We start from the raw sequence: 19,353 nt of genomic DNA on the forward strand, positions 1-19,353 counted from the left end.
CCGCCTTCAGCGGCTGGCGTTACGGGGAGCGCCGCTCTACCGGGTCAGAGCCGTGTCGCACTTTCGACCAGCTGGAGCACGATGTCCTGACGGGGGGCTTCGATGCGCACCACCTGTCCGGATGATTTCTCCATGAAGAAGCTCAGACCGTCGGGCGTCTCACAACGCCACGTGTCCTTCTCTTCACCGCCCACGCCCACTTTTTCCTCCTGCCGTATCTGGAGGGTAATCTCCCGGGTGGCGTGGGTCTGCGGGTCGTAGACGTGCATCGTCGCCTTGGTTCCACGCCCGGGATTGGGAAGCTGTCCGACGACCAGCGCGTACATGGCATAGAAGTGAGGGTCGAGAACGTACACGCCCTCGGAGAGAGGTGTGGTCTGGACCTTGGTCTCCGCCCCGACCTGCACGCGCTCGGTTGCCGCGTCGGCGGTGAAGTCAAAGGCCCGCTCCCAACGAACCCCATCATCGCTCCCGTCGACGCTGCATCGTCGCGGCAGCACATCCGGCGTGACGAGAAGGCGGCTCTTCGCCGTTGAGCGCTTGCCGTCGAGGGTTCGCACCATCGAGAACGAGACGTCGTACACATCGTGGCCGTCGAGCTTCGTCAGCCCGTTGACCTGTGCGATCTCGGTGCCGATCTCCTTGCCGCCGTGAACGACCGTGTAGACCCTGCGCTGACCCACGGGCCAGGTGAGCTCGCGCGTGAAGAAGGGGACGCGACGCGGGGGCGTGGGACTGTACGACGAGACCGCGACCTCGATGCGGCTCGCCTCGCATGCCTCACCGAGAGCCACATGTGTCGCGCCGAGCGTGCCCGCCTCGCCCGTGGAGGGATCGATGGGAACCCAGCCCTCGTCGCCCACGTACACCTCGACCCAGGAATGGGGCGCGAAATACCCCTTCTGGAAGGCAACCCCGCTGACACGGCGGGCCGGGATGTTGATCGATCGGAGCAGCGTCACCGCAAGCAATGCCTTGCTCTCACTGTTACCAGACATGGTCTGCAGCACATAGCGCCCGCTCGGCATCGAGAACCCGTCGGCCACCTTGTCGTGAATCCACGTGTTGACACGTGTTGCGGCCTCCCACGAGGTGCGCGACCGCCAGGCCACCTCCTCGCCCTTGCTGTGGACCTCTTCGTCTGCGGCTTCGACGCCGGGCTCGGCTCGCGTGAACGAAGCCAACGCCCCCTCGTAGGCGGCGCGGCGGGGGAACGGCGTGGATGCCTTGACCGTCACCGTCCGGGTCTCCACGGTGACGGTGCCCTTCACCGCGCCGTCCGTCAACGTGCCATCGAACGTCTGGCTGTATCCGCCGGCACTTCGGGTGAGGCTGGGCTGACCGCTGACCTTGAGGTCGACGGTCGCACGGAAGGACCGCAAGGCGGCGCTGTCGGGAAACCAGATGTTGGAGAAGCCGAGGCGATCCCGGTTGAGATCGACGCCCACGGACTTCTTGAGCAGCGCCTCGACCCGTACGTCAGAGAGCGTGAAGACGAATCCCCCGTGGATATCATCGAGGCGGAGCAGACGACCGCCATCAGACACCCAGGCCCGTGCCAGCGGTCCGCGCGAATCGGAGACGAGCACCACGCGTGCAGGCATGTCGCTGCGTCCCGGGACCGATACGGTGCTTCGCCCCTCGCTCTTGAACGACAGGGGCTGACTGCTGCGCAGCACGGGATCGTAGACGCTGATGGTAGACCCTTCGCCCCGCGCGCGCCAGGCGGCGAGCAGCACGGCGTAGTGCTCCACCATGGAATCGATGCGCCCCCAGATGTTGTTGCACAGGAGGAATGGGGGCGTCTCCACGTTCACGGTGTGCGTGATCTCCTGATTGCCCTGGGCATTCTTCTGCGCCACGAGGCGAGGCGTGAAGAGGCACTCGGTGCGCAGGTCGAGAGCACCCTGCCGCTGCGAGCACACGAAGAGCGAAGGCAGCAGGCTGGCGCGATTGAGCAGGAGACGCGAGGCAAAGACCACCTCGTTGATCGCTTCCGGCCCCAGCTTGACGCGTGAGACGGAGTTGATGACATAGAACCGATCGCTGCCGAGCTCCACCGATTCCTCGATGGAGTAGCGCGAGTATCCGATCAGTGCGTTCTGGAAGCGTATGGCATACCAGTTGTCACGCTCGACCGCGAGCACGGGCGCGGTGGGCGCCGCCAGCACCGACGTCGTGAGCGAGAGCAGGAACATCGCCGCCAGCACCCCGTGCCGAGCGACCGTGGAAAGAAACCGCTGTGAGATGCGCCTCATGATAATTCCTCTTTTGCAGGCGTGAGCAGTACGGGCGTCCCCCTTCGCGCGCGCATCGCAGGTGCGACAGACGTCTGCGGCAGGCCGCGCAGTGGAAGCGAGGGGGGCGGTGTCCTTTGACAAAGGCGCCTTCACTCCTGCCCTGCGCACAGACGGCTGACGCAGCGACGTGATGCACCAACCAGGAAGGGGACCACGACCGACAGGCGAACTACGCTCTCGCCATGACCATGCCGCCCACCCCGCGAATGGCCGCATCCCCGACCGAGAAAGGCACTCGTGTTCGAGAGATGTTCAGCGCCATCAGCCGACGCTACGACCTGCTCAACCGCGTGCTGAGCGCTGGCCTCGACCAGGGCTGGCGCCGCCGTGTGGTCGCCTTGACCGGCGCCAGCGAGGGGCGCAGCGCGCTCGACCTGTGCACGGGCACGGGCGATCTGGCCGTGATGCTCGCCTCCCGGGTCGGTCCCACAGGGAGCGCCGTGGGCCTCGACTTCTGCGCAGAGATGCTCGACATCGCCCGCACCAAGTACCCGCCCTCACGATGGCCGCGACTCGACTTCGTGCGCGGGGACGCCCACGCGCTTCCTTTTGAGGACGATGCGTTCGACACCGCCACCATGGCGTTCGGTCTGCGAAACCTCTCGAGCCCGTCGCGGGGCTTCGAGGAGATGGCACGGGTGGTGCGCGCCGGGGGCACCGTTCTCGTGCTCGAGCTCACGCGCCCCAAGGGCCTGCTGCGGCTCCTGTACTACCCCTACCTCTTCGTGGTGCTCCCTCTGCTGGGAGGCCTCTTGTCGGGACGCTTCAGCGCCTATCGCTATCTCGCGCGCTCCATCGCAGAGTTCCTGCCGCCGCAGCGGGTGCTCGACGAGATGCGCGGCGCAGGTCTCGTCGATGTCTGCGCCCTTCCCCTTCTGGGAGGCATTGCCACGATCTTCTTCGGTCGGGTTGGCGAAGGCTGAGCTTCCCCCGCGCGCCTCCAGGCGCGCTCACACACCGAGGCCGTACTGGCCGAAGACGTTCATGATCATCTCGACCGTGGCGAGCACTTCGTCGTTGCGCTGGTGCAGGGCAAGATGAGGGTCCGGCACCTGCACGGGCAGCGCGAAGCTCATGTTGATGATGTCATCGCGCGGGAAGTCGCATACAACCTCGCACAGCCCGAGCACCGGCCGGAGCGCGCTCGTGTCCACGGGCGAGAACTCGAAGAGCAGCGACTGATCTTCGTAGAGCTGCAGATCGATCATCTTGATCGAGAACGTCTGCTCGTCGGCGAACTTGCGCCCCAGATCGACGATCACCGGGCTGATCTTGAACGCGCGCGACACCGCCCACGATGGGTCGACGTGAACGAACATCTCCACCTGTGTCGTGAACGTGGCACGCACGTTCATGAGCTCCTGCGACAGGATCTCGGGCACGTGACGCAGATCGACGTCCGGATAGCACTGGCCATGTCCCACCGCAGAGAGCTGCGCCAGCACGTCGACGAACGGCCCGTTCCCCACCGACATGGTCGAGAAGCCGATTCCTCCCTCGGCCTCGATCTCACAGGCCTTCAGCGTCTCGTCGAGGTCGGCGATGGGGCCGTCGGTGATGACCACGACACGGTTCACCTTGTCGGGGGAGAAGTTGCGTCGAACCTCTCGGCACACCTGCTCCAGGGCCTCGGCAAGATAGCGACCCTCCCCCAGGTCGAGGGTCTCCATCTTCTTCTGCAGCAACCGTCGCGTGGCTTTCTTGTCTTCCACGCGCTCGGCCGTGAGGAAGAGATAGGGCCTGCGCCCGAAGAAGCAGACGCTGAGAGTGTCGCTCGGGCCGAGCTCTTCAACCGCGAGCTCGAGGATCTGCTGCTTCGTCGACAGCCGCTGGCGCGCGTCTCCCTTGCCATCGGTTGCCGACATGTCGACCAGCAGCCCGAGGTTGCGGGATGGGGCCGACGACAGGAAGCGGATGGATGGCTTCACGGTCACGATGGCATACACCGCACGCTCCCCTGCCGGCGTGACGCCGGCACTCCAGCGACACGTCAGGCGAACGGCGCCATCGACATTGGTGAGCGGACGCCCACAGTGATCGCAGTACGGCGACTTCTTGCGCGTGGCGCGATCGCAGCTCTTGCAGAGGATGCCGATGGGGCGCGACGGCACCCCGACACGCAGACGCGTCTCTACGCGAGGAACATCGCCAACGATCATCTCTCGTGTCTTCGAGCCGTCGTCACCGTCGTTCGAATCTCTCGAGCGCCGCGATGCCTCTCCCCCATCGCCCAGACGACGCGCACCACTGTCGAGAAGCGCGTCGCTGCGCCTCCGCTCGCTCCCCCCGGCGCGCCGATCGGGCGTGAACGAGTCAAATGTGTCTTCACGCCTGCGATTGGGAGCTGCCGTGGATGCTTCGCCTCCCTTTCGCTGCTCGGTCGGTCGCTGCTCGGTCGGGCGCTCCTCACCCCCCCCTCGGAGGATCGTGGTCTCGCGCGCGGGAGACCGCAAGATGGTGGTGCGTCTCGAATCTGCCTGCGGAACGTCAGGCGCCGACGGACGGGACGACTCGCTGGCCACCCCCGACCGGTCTAGCCGTGTACCGCATCCGACGCAGAACTGTGCCCCCGGCCGATTCGGCCGGCTGCACGAGGGGCAGTGTACCAAATGCAGCGACTCCTCTGCCTGTGATTCAGCCCGTGCCCGGCTCGTTCCAGTCGGACAGGAAACGTTCCACCGTCGAGCCGCTGGCGTCCGGGAGAGGTTCGAGCCCCATCTCCATGACGACGATGGTTCCCTTCCGGCTCGTTGAGAGCAGCACGCGATCGAGCAGCTCGAGAAGGATCGTGTACCCATAGCCCAGCGACGTCTTCGACGACCAGCCCTTCATGAGCGTGCTGCGGGGCAGCAGCGAGAAGTCGATGCCACCTCCCTGGTCACTCACCCAGATCTGTGCCCGATCGCTGAAGCGGTAGATGTCGAGCACCCCACCACTGGCGTGCTTGAGGGCATTCGTGGCCGCCTCCGACACACAGAGCACCACGTCGAACACGCGATCGCGGTCCATGTGCATGGAGAGCAGCGCCTCCTCGGTGGCGGCTCGCGCCGTCCCCACGTCTGAAGAGTCGGAGATCGGAAGGCTGCGCACGCGCTCGCCTCCACCGCGCAGGAGAGCAAGTTCGCTGTCTTCTGCCAGCACGAGCTTGCCACCGCTCACAGCATAGATGACATCGCGCATGATGGTGCGCCGCTCGCGCTCCATCTCGAGGCGGCGCTCGCTCTCGATCTTGTCGTCGATGAGAGACTTCAGGCGAATCAGGTTGCGCACGCGCGAGAACAGCTCGAGGCGGTCGAAGGGCTTCACGAGGAAGTCGTCTGCGCCTTTGTCGAGCCCCTTGATCTTGTCTTGCAGATCGTTCAGGTTCGTGAGCATCACGATGGGAATGAGTCGCGTCTTCTCGGCGTTCTTCAGGGTCTCACAGACCTGGTATCCATCAACCCCCGGAAGCATGACGTCGAGAAGGATGAGATCGGGGGGATCGCGCTCCACCATCTCGAGCGCTGTCTCTCCATCGTAGGCGACAGAGACCTCGTAATCGTTCTCGAGGTGCTTCTGCAGCAGCAGAACATTCGCTTCGTTGTCGTCGACGACAAGGACGCGGCGACGCCGACCGCTCGTGTCGAACGCAGCGGTGAGGTCGGGGCGAGTGGGCTCGGTTGTCGGCACGTCAGGACGCTCCCGTTGCAGTGTACCAAGCGTTTGGAGTCGCCGATCCTTTTGGGGTTCACGGCTTCACCGGCGCGTTCCTTCCACAGCGCACAAACGACCATGCGACGGCGTCGCCGCAACGCGACGCCGTGGAGATCGTCACTCACTCGGCGGCAGGTTCAGACGACAGCCTGCCCGCGGCGGATGGATCTTCCTGCGAGCGCTGGATGGCCAGCAGCTGCTCCCTCAGGTCTCGCAGTATCTCACGAACATCTTCCGCGCTGCGGGGGACATTCACCGTGAACGTGGTGCCCTGGTTCGGTTCGCTCACGACGTCGATTCGCCCGCCGTGGTCCTCGATGATGTGCTTGACGATGGAGAGACCGATGCCCATGCCCTCGACCTTGCGCGTCATGTAGTGGGCAACCTGGTAGAAGGGGTCGAAGATGCGCGAGACGTGCTCTGGCGATATTCCGATGCCGGTGTCACACACGCGCACCTCTACAGCGTCTCCGACCTCTATCGCGTGAATCGATACGCGGCCGCCAGACGGCGTGAAGCTCATGGCGTTCTGAACGAGATGGGCGAACGCATGGGTCAGCTTCTCCTCGTCGGCACGTACGGGCAGCAGGTTCGGTTCGTGCTCGACCGTCAAGGTGAGGTTCCGCTCGAGCGCGGTGGCCTGCAGACCATCGACGAGACGCACGAGCAGCTCCGAGATGGACACCTGGGCCTTGCGCAGAAGAGCCAGGCCCGATCGCATGCGTGAAAGGTCGAGCAGCTGGCGCAGCAGCGACTCGAGCTCGGACATCGACGTGTCGAGCCCTTCGACGATTCGGGTCATCATCTCGTCCGGACCGTCGTTGCGATGCAAGGTGCGCAACAGGCTGACATAGCCCTTCATCACCGTGAGAGGGGTCTTCACCTCGTGCGAGACGATGGAGATGAAGGCGTCCTTCAGCCGCTCCGCCTCCTGTGACATCTGGAAGCGCGCGCGCAGACGCTCGGTCTCCAGCTGCTCCTCCTGGAGGAACTTCATGCGCAGCAGCGACCGAACCCTCGCCTGCAGCTCTGCCCGGTTGAACGGTTTGGAGATGAAATCCTCGGCGCCGGCGCGAAGCCCCCGGATCTTGTCTTCGAGCTCTTGCAGGGCCGTGATCATGAGCACGGGGATGTGCTTGGTCATGGCGGTTGCCTTCAGCTTCTCACACACCTGAAAACCATCGAGCCCCGGAAGCATGATGTCGAGGAGGATGAGGTCGGGAGGGCTGTCGACCGCCATCTCGTAGCCGCGCTCACCGTCTGGCGCAACGAGGCACTCGAGCTGCTCGCTCTTCAGGCAGGCCTTGGCGAGGAGGACGTTCGTCGGATTGTCATCGATGATGAGAACCCTCGGCAGGCGAGCGGGTTCTGTGTCTGCAGTTCCAATCATGGCGCTGTTCTGGGAATCGACGTCACGCACCGCTCACTCCTCGACGGAGATGTTGGCCCGTACGTCACGTCTTTCCTCCTGGAATCAGTGAGGCGACGCACCGCACAGCGATGCGTCGCCTCCGCCCTGGTGCAACGCGAGCCCGAGCAGGGCCTACCCCATGGTCTTCTCCACCGCGGTGAACACCTCGTCGAGGATATCGATGCCGCGATCGATCTGCTCGGCAGTGATGACGAGCGGAGGGGAGAACCGGATGACGCTCTCGCCACAGGGAAGCAGCAGGACGCCCTTGGTGAAGGCCATCTGGATGACCTGATCGCACTCGGCCTCGGCAGGCTCCTTCGTGTCGCGATCGACCACCAGCTCGATGCCCTGCATGAGGCCCTTGCCGCGGATGTCGCCGATGAGCCGATGCTTCTCCTTGAGCCTGTGAAGGTGGGCTTCGAGCCGCTTGCCCATCTCGGCGCCGTGGTCAAGTGCGCCATCGCGCAGCGCGTGCACGGTGGCCAGGGCCGCCTCGCACGAGACCGGGTTGCCGCCGTACGTGCTGCCGTGGCTGCCTCGCCCCCAGGTCATGACCTCATCGCGCGCGATGAGCGCGCCGAGCGGCATGCCGGACGAAAGCCCCTTGGCCGTCACGATGACGTCCGGCACAACGTCGTAGTGCTCGATGGCGAACATCTTTCCGGTGCGCCCCATGCCGCTCTGCACCTCGTCGGCAACCAGCATGATGCCGTGCCGGTCTGCCATGTCGCGCAGCTTCTGATGGAACTCGAGGGGAGGAACGATGTAGCCGCCCTCGCCCTGCACCGGCTCCACGAAGATGCCTGCGATCTCGTCTGGCGGCACCATCGAGGTGAGCAGCCTCTTCTCGATGACGTCGGCGCAGTACACGTCGCAAGAGGGGTAGGTCTTGCCGTACGGGCAGCGGTAGCAGTAGGCGTAGGGAACGTGGTGCACCGACGGCACGAACGGAGCGAATCCGCGGCGCTGACCCACCTTTGACGAGGTGAGCGAGAGCGAGCCGTAGGTGCGACCGTGGAAGGCCCCGTGGAAGGCCAGCAGGTGCGGGCGACGGGTGTGGAAGCGTGCCAGCTTCATGGCCGCCTCGACCACCTCGGTGCCGGAGTTGCCGAAGTAGACCTTCTTCTTGCCCGGCCCAGGCGCGAGCTCGGCCAGTGTCTTGGCGAGGTTCACCATCGACGAGTAGTAGAAGTCGGTTCCGCAGATGTGCAGGAAGCGATCGGCCTGCGCCTTGATGGCCTCGACGACGCCAGGCGGGCTGTGGCCCACCATGGCCACGCCTACCCCCCCCATGAAGTCGAGGAAGCGGTTCCCGTCGACGTCTTCGATGACCGCACCGCGCCCGCGTGCCACGGCAAGCGGATACTCCTTGATGTAGGAGTGCGAGACGTACTCGTGATCTTCTTCAACGAGGCGACGTGCGCGCGGCCCCGGGATCTCGGTGTGGATGTAGGGCGCGTCGAGGGCGAGCAGATCGTCGTCCGGATGCGCCGTCGCGCTGCTGGGAGTGTGGGTCTCGCTCATGTCATCACCGTCCTTGATTGCTCACGCATGAACTGCATCACGTAATACGGTCCGCAGCCCCCCTTGCCGCTCGACCCGCTCCCCTTCCAGCCGCAGAACGACTGCACCCCGGGCCAGGCGCCCGTGGTTGCGCCGGTGCGACGGTTGGCGTACAGAACGCCCGATTCGATGGTGTTGAAGAACACATCGAGCTCGGCCTGCTCGGCGGTGAAGATGCCCGCGGTGAGACCGTAGTCTGCCGCGTTCGAGAGGGTGATCGCCTCTTCGAGGGAGTCGACCGGCGCCACCGCCAGCACCGGGGCGAAGAGCTCGGTGTAGAACAGCGGGTGATCTTTCGGAAGGTCGGTGACGATGGTGGGCGCCAGGTAGTACCCCGCACCGTGCTCTTCGAGACGACGCCCGCCCGCGCGGATGATACCGCCATCGGCCCGCGCTCTCTCGACCCAGTGCAGGTAGCGATCAACCGCTGCCTGGTTGATGATGGGGCCCAGGTACACGTCGGGAAGGGTGGGATCGCCGATGCGGATGGCCTCGGTCTTCTCGACCAGCAGCGCGAGGAAGCGATCGTACACCGAGCGATGCACATAGGCACGTGAGCACGCGCTGCACTTCTGCCCCCCGAAGCCGAACGACGAGCGCATCGTGCCCTCGGCCGCCTTGTCGAGGTCTGCGCTGGGCATCACGATGCTCGGGTTCTTTCCCCCCAGCTCGAGGATGCACGGGCGCGGATAGCGCATGCTGAACGCGTGGTAGAGCGACATGCCCACCTCTTTGGAGCCTGTGAAGATCATGCCTTCGACCCGGCGCGACTGCGTCACGGCATCTCCGAAGATCGCCCCGGACGCGGTGACCAGGTTGAACACCCCCGACGGCAGTCCGGCCTCGTGGAACAGGTGCGCCATGCGAACGGCCAGCAGCGGCGCCTCTGACGCGGGCTTGAAGACCACCGTGTTGCCCGCCACGAGGGCGCCCGCGCTCATGCCCGCGGCAAGCGCGAGGGGAAAGTTGAAGGGGCACACCACGGCCCACACGCCGAGGGGACGCAGCACCGACGACGTGTTCTCGTTGTCAGACAGTCGCCCGAGCGGAAGGGTGAAGCCCTTGGCGTCGTCCATCTGCTGGCAGTAGTAGCGGATGAGGTCGGCTGCCTCTTCCACGTCACCCATGGCCTCGAGGCGGTTCTTGCCCACCTCGAGTGACATGGCGGCGGAGAGCGCATACTTGTCACGACTGATCAGATCAGCAGCGCGGCGCAGCACCGCCAGACGCTCCGACCACGGGGTATCGCGCCACGCGGGCCAGGCGGCGTGCGCGAGTTCGATGGCCTGGTCGACATCGGCCCTCGTGCCCACGGCGAAGCGCCCGATGAGCACGTTCGGATCGATGGGCGAGCGATCATCGAACGTGGTGGCAGACATCACCTCACGACCTCCGAGGAACTGGCCGTGGGTGGCGCCCAGCGTGGCGCGCACGGCGGCGAGGGCCTCATCGAACGCGGCGTTGAAGGCCTCTTGGTTGGCCCCGAGCGTGCTGTAGGTGATCTTGAACGAAGCGGCTTGAACGGTCATGGACAGATTCACCCCTGGAAGATGGTCGGAGCCTCTTCTTCAAATCCCTGGGGGTTCCTCTGCCGAGAACTGTTGCACTGTCTTGCGTCGCGCGCCCCCTTGGCGGCAGGCCGCAAGGCCGGCCCCCGCGAAGCCCTGCGTCGTGAGCAGCAGCGGTTCTGGCAGGCGTGTCCTCGTGGTCGACGACGAGGAGGCCATCGTCGATTTTGTCGTGATGGGCCTGGGATACGAGGGGTTCGAGACCGCGTCGGCGGCCGGCGGACGCGAGGCCCTCGAGAAGTTCCATGACTTCCGCCCCGACGTGGTGATCCTCGACTGGATGCTCCCTGATCTCGATGGTCTCGAGGTGTGTCGTCGCATCCGGAGCATGTCCGATGCAGGCATCGTCATGCTGACGGCGCGCGGAGAGCTCGAGGACCGGGTGGCCGGTCTGGAGACCGGGGCAGACGACTACCTGCCCAAGCCCTTCAAGTTCCAGGAGCTCCTCGCTCGGGTGAGAGCCCTGCTGCGCAGGTCGGGCAAGGCGCCGACGACCGTGCTCGCACACGAAGACCTCGAGGTCGACACCCTCCGGCGACGCGTGACCCGTGGCACGCGGGAGATCGAGCTGACGCCGCGGGAATACGACCTCCTCGAGCTGCTCGCTCGACGCCCCGGGCAGGTCTTCACGCGCGACCAGATCCTCGGTCGGCTGTGGGGCGGCGACTTCCACGGCGATACCAACGTGGTCGAGGTTCACGTGAGCGCATTGCGCGCCAAGCTGGCCGACACCGAGCGCCGCCTCATCCGAACGGTGCGCGGCGTGGGATACGCGCTCGGACGCTGACGCCAGCCCCTTCCCCACCCGATGGCCGGCGCCGCGTTTCTTTAGGAGATCTTCAGGCTCGGGCGCAGACGACCTGATATACTGAACGCGTGAACAGGCAGCGGGCAGCCGACAGTCCTCCTCTCTCATCGATGCGTCGACCGTCGCTGCGACGGGTTCTCAGCAGCTGGTTCCTGGTCATCTTGACCGTCACGATCGCCCTTCTCGGGGCCATCGTGTACATCACCGTCGACCGCCACACCCAGCAGCGCAACCAGGCCCGTCTGCGCGCCACGGCCCTGGCCGGGCTGGCCCAGGTCGAGCGAGAGTCAGAAGACCCGGAAACGAACGCCCCTTCTGACCCTCCCCGACTGCTCGACGTCGGCCCGTCGCTCGACACCATCGCCCCACGCCTGGTCGAGGCCATCGGATCGCGCTACGTGCTTGCGCGCATCCTCACCCGCGACGGGCAGGTCATGGCTTCGTCGACCGCCACTGTGAAGAGCGCACCGCCCCCGACTGAAGCGCTGCGCGACAAGCTCTCCACCTGCTTGTCGTGCCCTCCCCCCACCTCTAGAGGGCACCGCCTGCCGCTCACGCTGTACACGGAGAGTGCGGGCGATCGTGACTGGCTCGTGATGCTGATCCCCCTCTACCACGCCGAGCGCGCGGTCGGCGTGCTGCAGGTGGCCATGCCATCGCGCGAGCAGCGCCGGGTGATGAGCACCCTCGCCTGGACGCTGCTGGCAGGCGGACTGCTCGCCTTGAGCCTCGGCCTGGGAGCGGCCGAGGTTCTCTCTCGCCGGCTCTCGGCGCCCCTGGAGCGCATCGAGGAGACCGCACGCGCGGCGGCCCACGGAGATCTCAGTGCGCGCACCCATCTCACAGTGGGAACCCGAGAGACGCGCGAGGTGGCCGACGCGCTCGACGACATGATCGCGCGCCTGCAGAAGTCCCTCGAAGCCCAGCGGCGCTTCGTGGCCGACGCTTCGCATGAGCTGAAGACACCGCTGACAGCCATCAGCGGCATGGCCGAGATGCTCCGCACGGGGCGCGCAGACACGTCCCCTGAGCAGCGAGAGAAGGCGTTGCGAACCATCGAGGCAGAGATCGACAAGATGGCTCGCCTCGTCTCCGATCTGCTCACGCTTTCGAAGAGCAGCGAGGCTGAGGCACCGCTCCACGCCCGCACGTCAATCGACGTGAGGGCGCTGATCGAGAGCGCCACGGCAAGCGCACAAGACGCGATATCGAATGGGCGCCTGCGCCTCGACGCGCTCCCCCCGATGACCGTGGAGGGCGACGCCGACATGCTCTCTCGCGCCATTCGCAATCTCGTAGACAACGCCCTGGCCTACTCACCGCCCACGGGAACCGTCACGGTCCGCGCGGAGAGCGCGAACGCTGAAGCCGTGATCGAGGTGATCGACGAAGGGCCCGGCATCTCTGCCGAAGACCTGCCCCGCGTCTTCGACCGCTTCTACCGCGCCGACGCATCCCGCAGCCGACAGACCGGCGGTGCCGGACTCGGCCTGCCCATCGTGGCGGCCATCGCCCAGCAACACGGTGGAAGGGTTACCCTTCACAGCGCTCCGGGGAAGGGCACCCGCGCCTGCCTGCACCTCCCCCGGAAACTTTAGGCGCGCTTCAGGATCCTCTCTCTTGTTCCTCAGGAAGACCCGCTATGATGCAGTCATCCCCCAAATTCCATGAGAGAGAAGGAGAAACCCCCGATGAGAATCCCTCGAATGCTGATGACGGCGCTGATGCTGCTGGCGATGACCATGCCCTTCGCCCACGCCGAGCGCCACACCAACAAACCGGGTCGCATGTTCAGCATCCTCACCGATCGGCTCAACCTCACGCCTGATCAGCAGAGCCAGCTCAAACCCCTCGTCGACGCACGCGAGGCCCAGCTCAAGAGCCAGTGGAAGGCCAATCGCGAGGAGATGCGCGCCGTGCTCACCGATGCGCAGCGCACGCGGCTCGACCAGATGATGGCCGAGCGCCGCGCACGACTCTCCGATCGCTGCGCCAGGAAGCAGGACGGTTCGTGCACGGGCCAGCAGGGCGCCGCCGACAGCCAGGGCTCTTCGGCCTGCAAAGCCGAAGAGGGAAAGCCTTCAGGACCGTGTGCTTCTGCCGGCACAGCAGGCGCCAACAAGCACAACCGTGCCTGGAAGCACGGCGACCGCGAGGCCTGGATGCGCAGCCTCGACCTCACCGATGAGCAGAAGACCAGGCTCGCCACGATGCGCGACCGAAACCGCGCGCAGATGAAAGCCGAACGCGAGCAGTTCAACACCAAGGTGATGGCCCTGCTGACGCCGGACCAGAAGGCGAAGTTCGAGGAGATGGGCAAGCGCCATCGTCTCCGCGATGCGTCTGGTCGCCACGAGAAGAAGCCGGGAAGCGCCTCACCCGCGCCTGCGTCCGGCACGTAACCCCCCTCTTCTTCCCCGATGGCGGCGGCGGCGCTCCTCTCCCTCGGGGCGCCGACCGTCGTCTTCCTGTTCTGCGCGTCAGATGCCTGCGGGAGGGCGAACCACCGGCACGTGCGCGCTGTGCGCGAGGGGCGCCCCCGTGCGCGCGAGCACCTCGTCCACCGTCACGTCGGGGGCGATCTCGCGCAGCCTCAGCCCCTCGTCGGTGACATCGATGACGGCGAGCTCGGTGACGATGACGTCGACCACACCCAGGGCCGTCAGGGGCAGCGAGCAGACGGGCACGATCTTGGGGTTCCCCTTCTTGTCGGCGTGGGCCATCATGGCCACCACGCGCCGAGCCCCCACTGCGAGATCCATGGCCCCGCCCATCCCCGTCACCTTCTGGCCCGGCACCATCCAGTTCGCCAGGTCGCCCCCTTCAGAGACCTCCATGGCGCCGAGCACCGCCCAGTCGACGTGTCCACCGCGAATCATGCCGAACGACCATGACGAGTCGAAGAACGCGGCGCCAGGACGCACCGTGATGGTCTCCTTGCCGGCGTTGATGAGCGTGGGAGAGACCTGGGCGCGAGTGGGATAGGGGCCCACCCCGAGAACCCCGTTCTCGCTGTGCAGCGTGACCTTGCGTCCCTCGGGGATGTAGTTCGCCACCAGCGTGGGCATGCCGATGCCGAGATTGACGTAGTCGCCGTCGCGAAACTCCTGGGCCACGCGCCAGGCAATCTGTGTGCGGCTCAAAGGCATGGGTTCACTCCTCCTGAAGCGTGAGCTTCTCGATGGTGTTGCGGTGGTCGCGACCCTCGAAGATGCGCTGCACGAAGATGCCCGGCGTGTGCACCTGGTCAGGATCGATCTCGCCGGCAGGCACGAGCTCATCGACCTCGGCGATGGTGATGCGCCCCGCCGCCGCCATCAGCGGTGAGAAGTTGCGCGCGCTCTCCTTGTAGACGAGATTCCCCTCGGTGTCGCCCTTCCAGGCGCGCACGATGGCGAAATCGGCCACGAGGGCCGTCTCGAGAAGGCAGTCGACCCCGTTGAAGGCGCGCACCTCCTTCCCCTCGGCCACCACCGTTCCTACCCCCGTGGGGGTGTAGAAGCCGGGGATCCCGCATCCGCCCGCGCGGATGCGCTCGGCAAAGGTGCCCTGCGGATTCAGCTCGACCTGAACCGTGTTGCTCAAGATCTGCTCCTCGAGGTCCGGATTGCCCCCGACGTACGAGCAGATGACCTTGCGCACCTGGCGCGATTTGAGCAGAACCGCCAGACCCATGCCCATGTTTCCGCAGTTGTTGCTGATGATGGTGAGATCCTTGACCCCACGGCGCTCGAGCTCATCGATGCAGTTCTCGGCGATGCCGCAGAGACCGAAGCCGCCGCTCATGATCGACGCGCCGTCGAACACGTCGGCCAGCGCCTGGTGGGCATCAGAGACGACCTTGCCGTGCTCGCTCATTCGCCTGCCTCCTTGCGATGGGTTGAAAGGGCCGCCTCGAGCGCCAGCAGCCCCTCCTCGATGATGTCGAGGCCATGCTCGAGATCGCTCGGCGCGATGTTCAGCGGTGGCACGATGATGACGGTGTTCCACCGCACGTTCACGTACAGACCGCGCGCCTCGAACACCTCGATCATCGGAGCGAGACGCTTCATCTCGGCTGCGGTGGCGTTCCACGGCACCAGCGGCGGACGTCCGGCGGCCTGTCGCGACCACGGCTGGGTCACGCGGCTGCCCTGAGCCGTGGCGCCCCCGGCAGGCTCGGTGAGCTCGACCACCTGCAGCAGCCCCTGGCCCCGCACGTCGCCCACGAAGGCAAAGCGCTCGGCGAAGCGCAGCAGCCGCGCGCGCAGATGGTCTCCCAACGTGGCGGCGCGGGTCACGAGGTCTTCCTCTTCGTACACGCGGAGCGATTCGAGGCCTGCCGCCACGCAGACCGGTGGCGCGTACCCCGTGAGGCCGCACCACAGCGTCTCTTGCTCGAAGTGCTCGGCGACGCGGCGATTCGTGATCACGGCGCCCAGCGGGGCGTGCCCCGCGCCGAGACCCTTGGCCATGGTGATCATGTCGGGCACGACGCCCCAGTGGTCGACCGCGAACCAGCGCCCGGTTCTCCCCAGCCCGGTGAACACCTCGTCACTGATGAGCAGGATGCCGTAGCGATCGCAGATCTCGCGCAGACGTGGCCAGTAGTCCGGCGGCGGTACGTGGCCGCCGTTTGCGCCGGAGTAGCCTTCGATGAGCAGCGCCGCGATGGTCTCCGGGCCTTCGAAGAGAATGACATCCTCGATGTGGGTCACGCACTCGCGACCGCAGGTCTCCACACGCTGTCCGAAGGGGCAGCGATAGCAGTAGGGGTCTTGCACCCGCACCACGCCAGGTGTACCCGGCTCGAACGGGATGCGGCGCGGGTCGCCCGTCCAAGAGCCCGCGCCGGCTGTTGCGCCGTGATAGCTGCGATAGCGGGTGATGATCTTGTCTCGCCCCGTCACCATGCGCGCCATCTTGATGGCGTTCTCGTTGGCTTCCGCCCCGCCCCCGCAGAAGAAGGTCTTGCACAGATCGCCCGGCGTGATGCGGGCCAGCATCTCACCCAGCGCCGCCTTGGCGGGGTACGCGGCCTTCGGGCCGGCCGCGCACAGCTCGGCGGCCTGCCGCTGGATTGCAGCGATGATGCGGGGATGCTGGAATCCCACGCTGAGGTTGTAGGCCTGGCAGGCGAAATCGAGCCAGCGCTTGCCACGGGCGTCGACGTAGTGCGATCCCTCAGCGGCCACGATCTCGACGGGGCGGGCGCCCGCCTGGCGGGTCCAGGTCTGGTAGACGTATTCGTGGGTCTTGTCGGCGATCTCAGTCATGGGTGCTCCCCTTCAGCCACGTGTCGAAGAAGCGAGAGACCTCGGTGTAGGCCTTGATGCGGTTGGGCAGCTTCGCCAGGCCGTGCCCTTCATCATCGAACACGAGGTAGACCACGGTGCGGTTGAGACCTCGCAATGAGGCCACCATCTGGTCGGCCTCCGACTTCGGCACCCGCGGATCGTTGGCGCCTTGAATCACCATGAGAGGAGCGCGGATGTCGGCCACCTTGTGGATGGGCGAGAAGCGCCGGAGCGCTTCCCGATCCTTGTCGGGATCGCCGTACTCGGCGATGCGCAGCTTGCGCCGCCAAGGCCCCGTGTTGGCCAGAAAGGTCTCGAAGTTCGAGATGCCCACGATGTCGACAGCGGCCGCGTACAGCTCTGGATGAAAGGCCACCTGGGCCAGGGTCATGTAGCCGCCGTACGACCCCCCCATGACGGCGATCTTCTCGCCGTTGACGTCTGGCTGCGCGCGCAACCAGGCCACTGCTCGCGCCACGTCTTCGATGGCATCGCCCCGCAGGCGCGCGTCATCGAGATGGGTGTAGGTCTTCCCGTAGCCGAGGCTGCCGCGGATGTTCGGCGCCAGAACGGCGTAGCCACGAGACGTGAAGTACTGGTACAGACCGTTCCAGACCGGGCGCTCCTGGGCTTCGGGACCGCCGTGCACGCTGATGATCACAGGATGGCGCCCATCCCCGCGCGGACGATAGAAGAGCGCGGGAATGGACCGCCCGTCAAACGTGGGGAACGTGACGCGCGAAGGCTCGACCAGCGTGTCAGGGGCGATGCCGTTCAGCGCGGGCGTGACGAGGGCCACGCTCTTGCCGGTGGCGGTATCGAGGCGCCAGACCGAGGCCGGCTGCCGAGGGGCGGTCAGTCCGAATGCCGCACCTGCGCCCGATTCGCTGAACGAGAGCCCCGTGAGCACACCGAGCGGCAGGGAGACCGCGCGACCGTGCGCCAGGTCGTTTGCCTCGCACAGCCGCAGCACCGATGCGCCGTTCTCGTTGCGCACGACGGCCGCTCTCGCTCCGTCTCGGCTCATCACCAGATCGCTCACGCTCCACCGCTCTTGCGATGTGAGCCAGCGGAACGCCCCTGTCTGCAGATCGATGGCGGCCAGCCCCGCGTGCTCGCGGTCTTGATTGGTCACGCAGTACAGGGTCTGCTGGCCTTGGGGGACGTTCACCGACGCGTACTCGGCCTCGCCCTTGTGCGGCGTGAGCAGCCGCGCGTCGCCCCCGTTGACGGGCTGCAGGAGCAGATCGGCATCGAGGTTGGTGTTCTCGCGGCGCACGACGACCGCGTCGCTGCCGGCCCAGCCAGCCACGACGCAGGTCTCGTCGGTCTGGCGCACGCAACGGCTCTGGCCCGCGGCCACGTCGTAGACGTAGGCGTCGAAGAACGCGACGTTGCGGGCGTTCGACGCCCAGGCCAGACGCTTCCCGTCGGGTGACCACCCGCCAAAGGTGTGGATGGCCTTGGGGTTCTGGGTGACGGCGGTCACCTTGCCGCTCGCCACGTCGAGCAGGTGGATCTGGGTGCGCTCATTTCCCTTCTCGTCCTTGCCGAAGGCCAGGGTGCGCCCGTCCGGTGACCAGCTCACGAAGCCCACCTTGTCATCGAACGACGTGAGCTGACGCGGTGGTCCCCCTTTCGTGTCGATGAGCCAGATCTGGAAGGTTCCGCTCATGTTCGACAGATAGGCCACCCGGGTGCCATCCGGCGAGATGGCGGGGGCCGACGCCGCGCGCACCTCGAGATAGCGCGCCACGGCAGGCGAAGAGGTGGAAGACGGGCTTGCGGGAGATGGCGCGGCAGGGGCCGCGGCGGAGAGCGACAGCAGTGCGACACCGGCAAGCGCAAGACGACGAACGTAGAGGAACATGGCCCACGGTTTCCTTTGCGAGATCAACGACCTCTCAGCCGCGCAGACGAGCGCCCGACAGGCCCCGCTGGAGTTCCTCGCACGCTCGAGAACTCCTCGCGCTGGCGGGTTGGCGACGGTACCCCACCCACGAACAGACGCAACCGTCGAAGGAATCGAGACGGCTTCATGGCACCCGTCGAAGGAATCGAGACGGCGACATAGAACCGGGCGAGCGCCCATGAGCACCGATACCGCCTCCACCCCCGCCGAGCCACAGCTGGCCCCCGATCCGCTCCCGCGGAAGGGCCTTCTCTACCCCTTCGCCTTCTGGACCCGCGCCGTTCTCGCGGTGATGTGGTTCTTGTTCAGCAGCGCCGCGGGCATCGTGTTCTCGCTCGTGAAACCTGGCGATCCCACGAACAGCCGTCGCTTCTCGCGCCTCAACTCGTGGCTGGGCCTCAAGATTCTCGGCATCCACGTCGAGCTCGTGGGGCGCGAGACCATGTGGAGCAGCCGGCCCTGCGTCTTCGTCACCAACCACCAGGGCAACGAAGACGTCTTCATCCACGGCTGGGTCTTCCCCACCCGTTCGGTGGTCACGGGCAAGCGCGAGCTCATCAAGATCCCCCTGTTCGGATGGATGTTCAAGAACATGGGCAACATCATGCTCGACCGCGCGAACCACCGCTCTTCGGTGCAGACCCTCGAGGCCGCGGCCGAGCGCATCCGCAAGGAAGAGCTGTCGGTGTGGATCTTTCCGGAGGGCACCCGCAACCGCAACCGCCAGATGCTTCCCTTCAAGCGCGGTGGCTTTCATCTCGCCGTGCTCGCGCAGGTTCCCGTGGTGCCCATCGCCACGCAGCAGTACCTGGGCATCCT

15 protein-coding genes are annotated in these 19,353 nt (G+C 66.1%); 5 read left to right on the forward strand and 10 right to left on the reverse strand.

Translation table 11 applies throughout. The annotated features are described in order from the left end of the window. Positions 1-44 precede the first annotated feature (44 nt). Positions 45-2,516, reverse strand: a complete 2,472-nt coding sequence (locus EB084_01495; GenBank protein ID NDD26930.1) for a transglutaminase domain-containing protein — start codon at positions 2,514-2,516, stop codon at positions 45-47. Between EB084_01495 and ubiE the strand changes: the two genes are divergently transcribed. Next, positions 2,483-3,223 (forward strand): bifunctional demethylmenaquinone methyltransferase/2-methoxy-6-polyprenyl-1,4-benzoquinol methylase UbiE, encoded by a 741-nt coding sequence (ubiE, locus tag EB084_01500; GenBank protein NDD26931.1) that lies wholly within the window; start codon positions 2,483-2,485, stop codon positions 3,221-3,223. The genes EB084_01495 and ubiE overlap by 34 nt on opposite strands. Before the next feature lie 27 nt (positions 3,224-3,250). Here ubiE and EB084_01505 read toward each other — a convergent pair whose 3' ends face one another. The 5 genes from EB084_01505 to EB084_01525 all read right to left on the reverse strand — a co-directional run bounded on the left by EB084_01505 (position 3,251) and on the right by EB084_01525 (position 10,499). Further along, positions 3,251-5,098 (reverse strand): VWA domain-containing protein, encoded by a 1,848-nt coding sequence (locus tag EB084_01505; protein ID NDD26932.1) that lies wholly within the window; start codon positions 5,096-5,098, stop codon positions 3,251-3,253. After that, complete coding sequence (locus EB084_01510; protein ID NDD26933.1) at positions 4,935-5,969, reverse strand: response regulator; 1,035 nt, start codon at positions 5,967-5,969, stop codon at positions 4,935-4,937. Before EB084_01510 ends, EB084_01505 begins: the two co-directional genes overlap by 164 nt. A gap of 145 nt (positions 5,970-6,114) precedes the next feature. Beyond that, complete coding sequence (locus tag EB084_01515) at positions 6,115-7,413, reverse strand: response regulator (GenBank protein NDD26934.1); 1,299 nt, start codon at positions 7,411-7,413, stop codon at positions 6,115-6,117. Between the two features lie 123 nt (positions 7,414-7,536). Next, positions 7,537-8,931 carry an acetyl ornithine aminotransferase family protein gene (locus EB084_01520; GenBank protein NDD26935.1) on the reverse strand — a complete coding sequence of 465 codons (1,395 nt, stop codon included), beginning with the start codon at positions 8,929-8,931 and terminating at the stop codon, positions 7,537-7,539. Next, positions 8,928-10,499: an aldehyde dehydrogenase family protein gene (locus EB084_01525; protein ID NDD26936.1), complete on the reverse strand. Its 1,572-nt coding sequence runs from the start codon at positions 10,497-10,499 to the stop codon at positions 8,928-8,930. The genes EB084_01520 and EB084_01525 overlap by 4 nt, the downstream gene beginning before the upstream one ends. Between EB084_01525 and EB084_01530 the strand changes: the two genes are divergently transcribed. The 3 genes from EB084_01530 to EB084_01540 all read left to right on the forward strand — a co-directional run bounded on the left by EB084_01530 (position 10,498) and on the right by EB084_01540 (position 13,748). Then, entirely contained in the window at positions 10,498-11,325 is an 828-nt protein-coding gene (locus EB084_01530) for a DNA-binding response regulator (GenBank protein NDD26937.1), read from the forward strand. The two genes, EB084_01525 and EB084_01530, sit on opposite strands and share 2 nt — an antisense overlap. A 131-nt stretch (positions 11,326-11,456) precedes the next feature. Further along, positions 11,457-12,944 (forward strand): sensor histidine kinase, encoded by a 1,488-nt coding sequence (locus EB084_01535; GenBank protein ID NDD26938.1) that lies wholly within the window; start codon positions 11,457-11,459, stop codon positions 12,942-12,944. Between the two features lie 108 nt (positions 12,945-13,052). Beyond that, on the forward strand, positions 13,053-13,748 hold the full coding sequence (locus EB084_01540) for a hypothetical protein (protein ID NDD26939.1): 696 nt from the start codon (positions 13,053-13,055) through the stop codon (positions 13,746-13,748). A gap of 78 nt (positions 13,749-13,826) precedes the next feature. Here EB084_01540 and EB084_01545 read toward each other — a convergent pair whose 3' ends face one another. Genes EB084_01545 through EB084_01560 form a run of 4 tightly spaced genes read right to left on the reverse strand, consistent with a single transcriptional unit; the run spans position 13,827 to position 18,720 of the window. Then, entirely contained in the window at positions 13,827-14,495 is a 669-nt protein-coding gene (locus EB084_01545; protein NDD26940.1) for a CoA transferase subunit B, read from the reverse strand. Between the two features lie 4 nt (positions 14,496-14,499). Beyond that, positions 14,500-15,204, reverse strand: coding sequence for a CoA transferase subunit A (locus EB084_01550; protein NDD26941.1), 705 nt, complete (start codon positions 15,202-15,204; stop codon positions 14,500-14,502). After that, the gene (locus EB084_01555) at positions 15,201-16,601 is read right to left on the reverse strand and encodes an aminotransferase class III-fold pyridoxal phosphate-dependent enzyme (protein NDD26942.1); all 1,401 of its coding nucleotides are present in this window, start codon (positions 16,599-16,601) and stop codon (positions 15,201-15,203) included. The genes EB084_01550 and EB084_01555 overlap by 4 nt, the downstream gene beginning before the upstream one ends. Then, positions 16,594-18,720 carry a S9 family peptidase gene (locus tag EB084_01560; protein ID NDD26943.1) on the reverse strand — a complete coding sequence of 709 codons (2,127 nt, stop codon included), beginning with the start codon at positions 18,718-18,720 and terminating at the stop codon, positions 16,594-16,596. The genes EB084_01555 and EB084_01560 overlap by 8 nt, the downstream gene beginning before the upstream one ends. Between EB084_01560 and EB084_01565 the strand changes: the two genes are divergently transcribed. Then, positions 18,713-19,353: 1-acyl-sn-glycerol-3-phosphate acyltransferase (locus EB084_01565; GenBank protein NDD26944.1), on the forward strand; the 641-nt coding region annotated here is incomplete at its 3' end. The genes EB084_01560 and EB084_01565 overlap by 8 nt on opposite strands.

The organism is Pseudomonadota bacterium (assembly GCA_010028905.1).
In the GTDB taxonomy this organism is placed as follows: domain Bacteria; phylum Vulcanimicrobiota; class Xenobia; order RGZZ01; family RGZZ01; genus RGZZ01.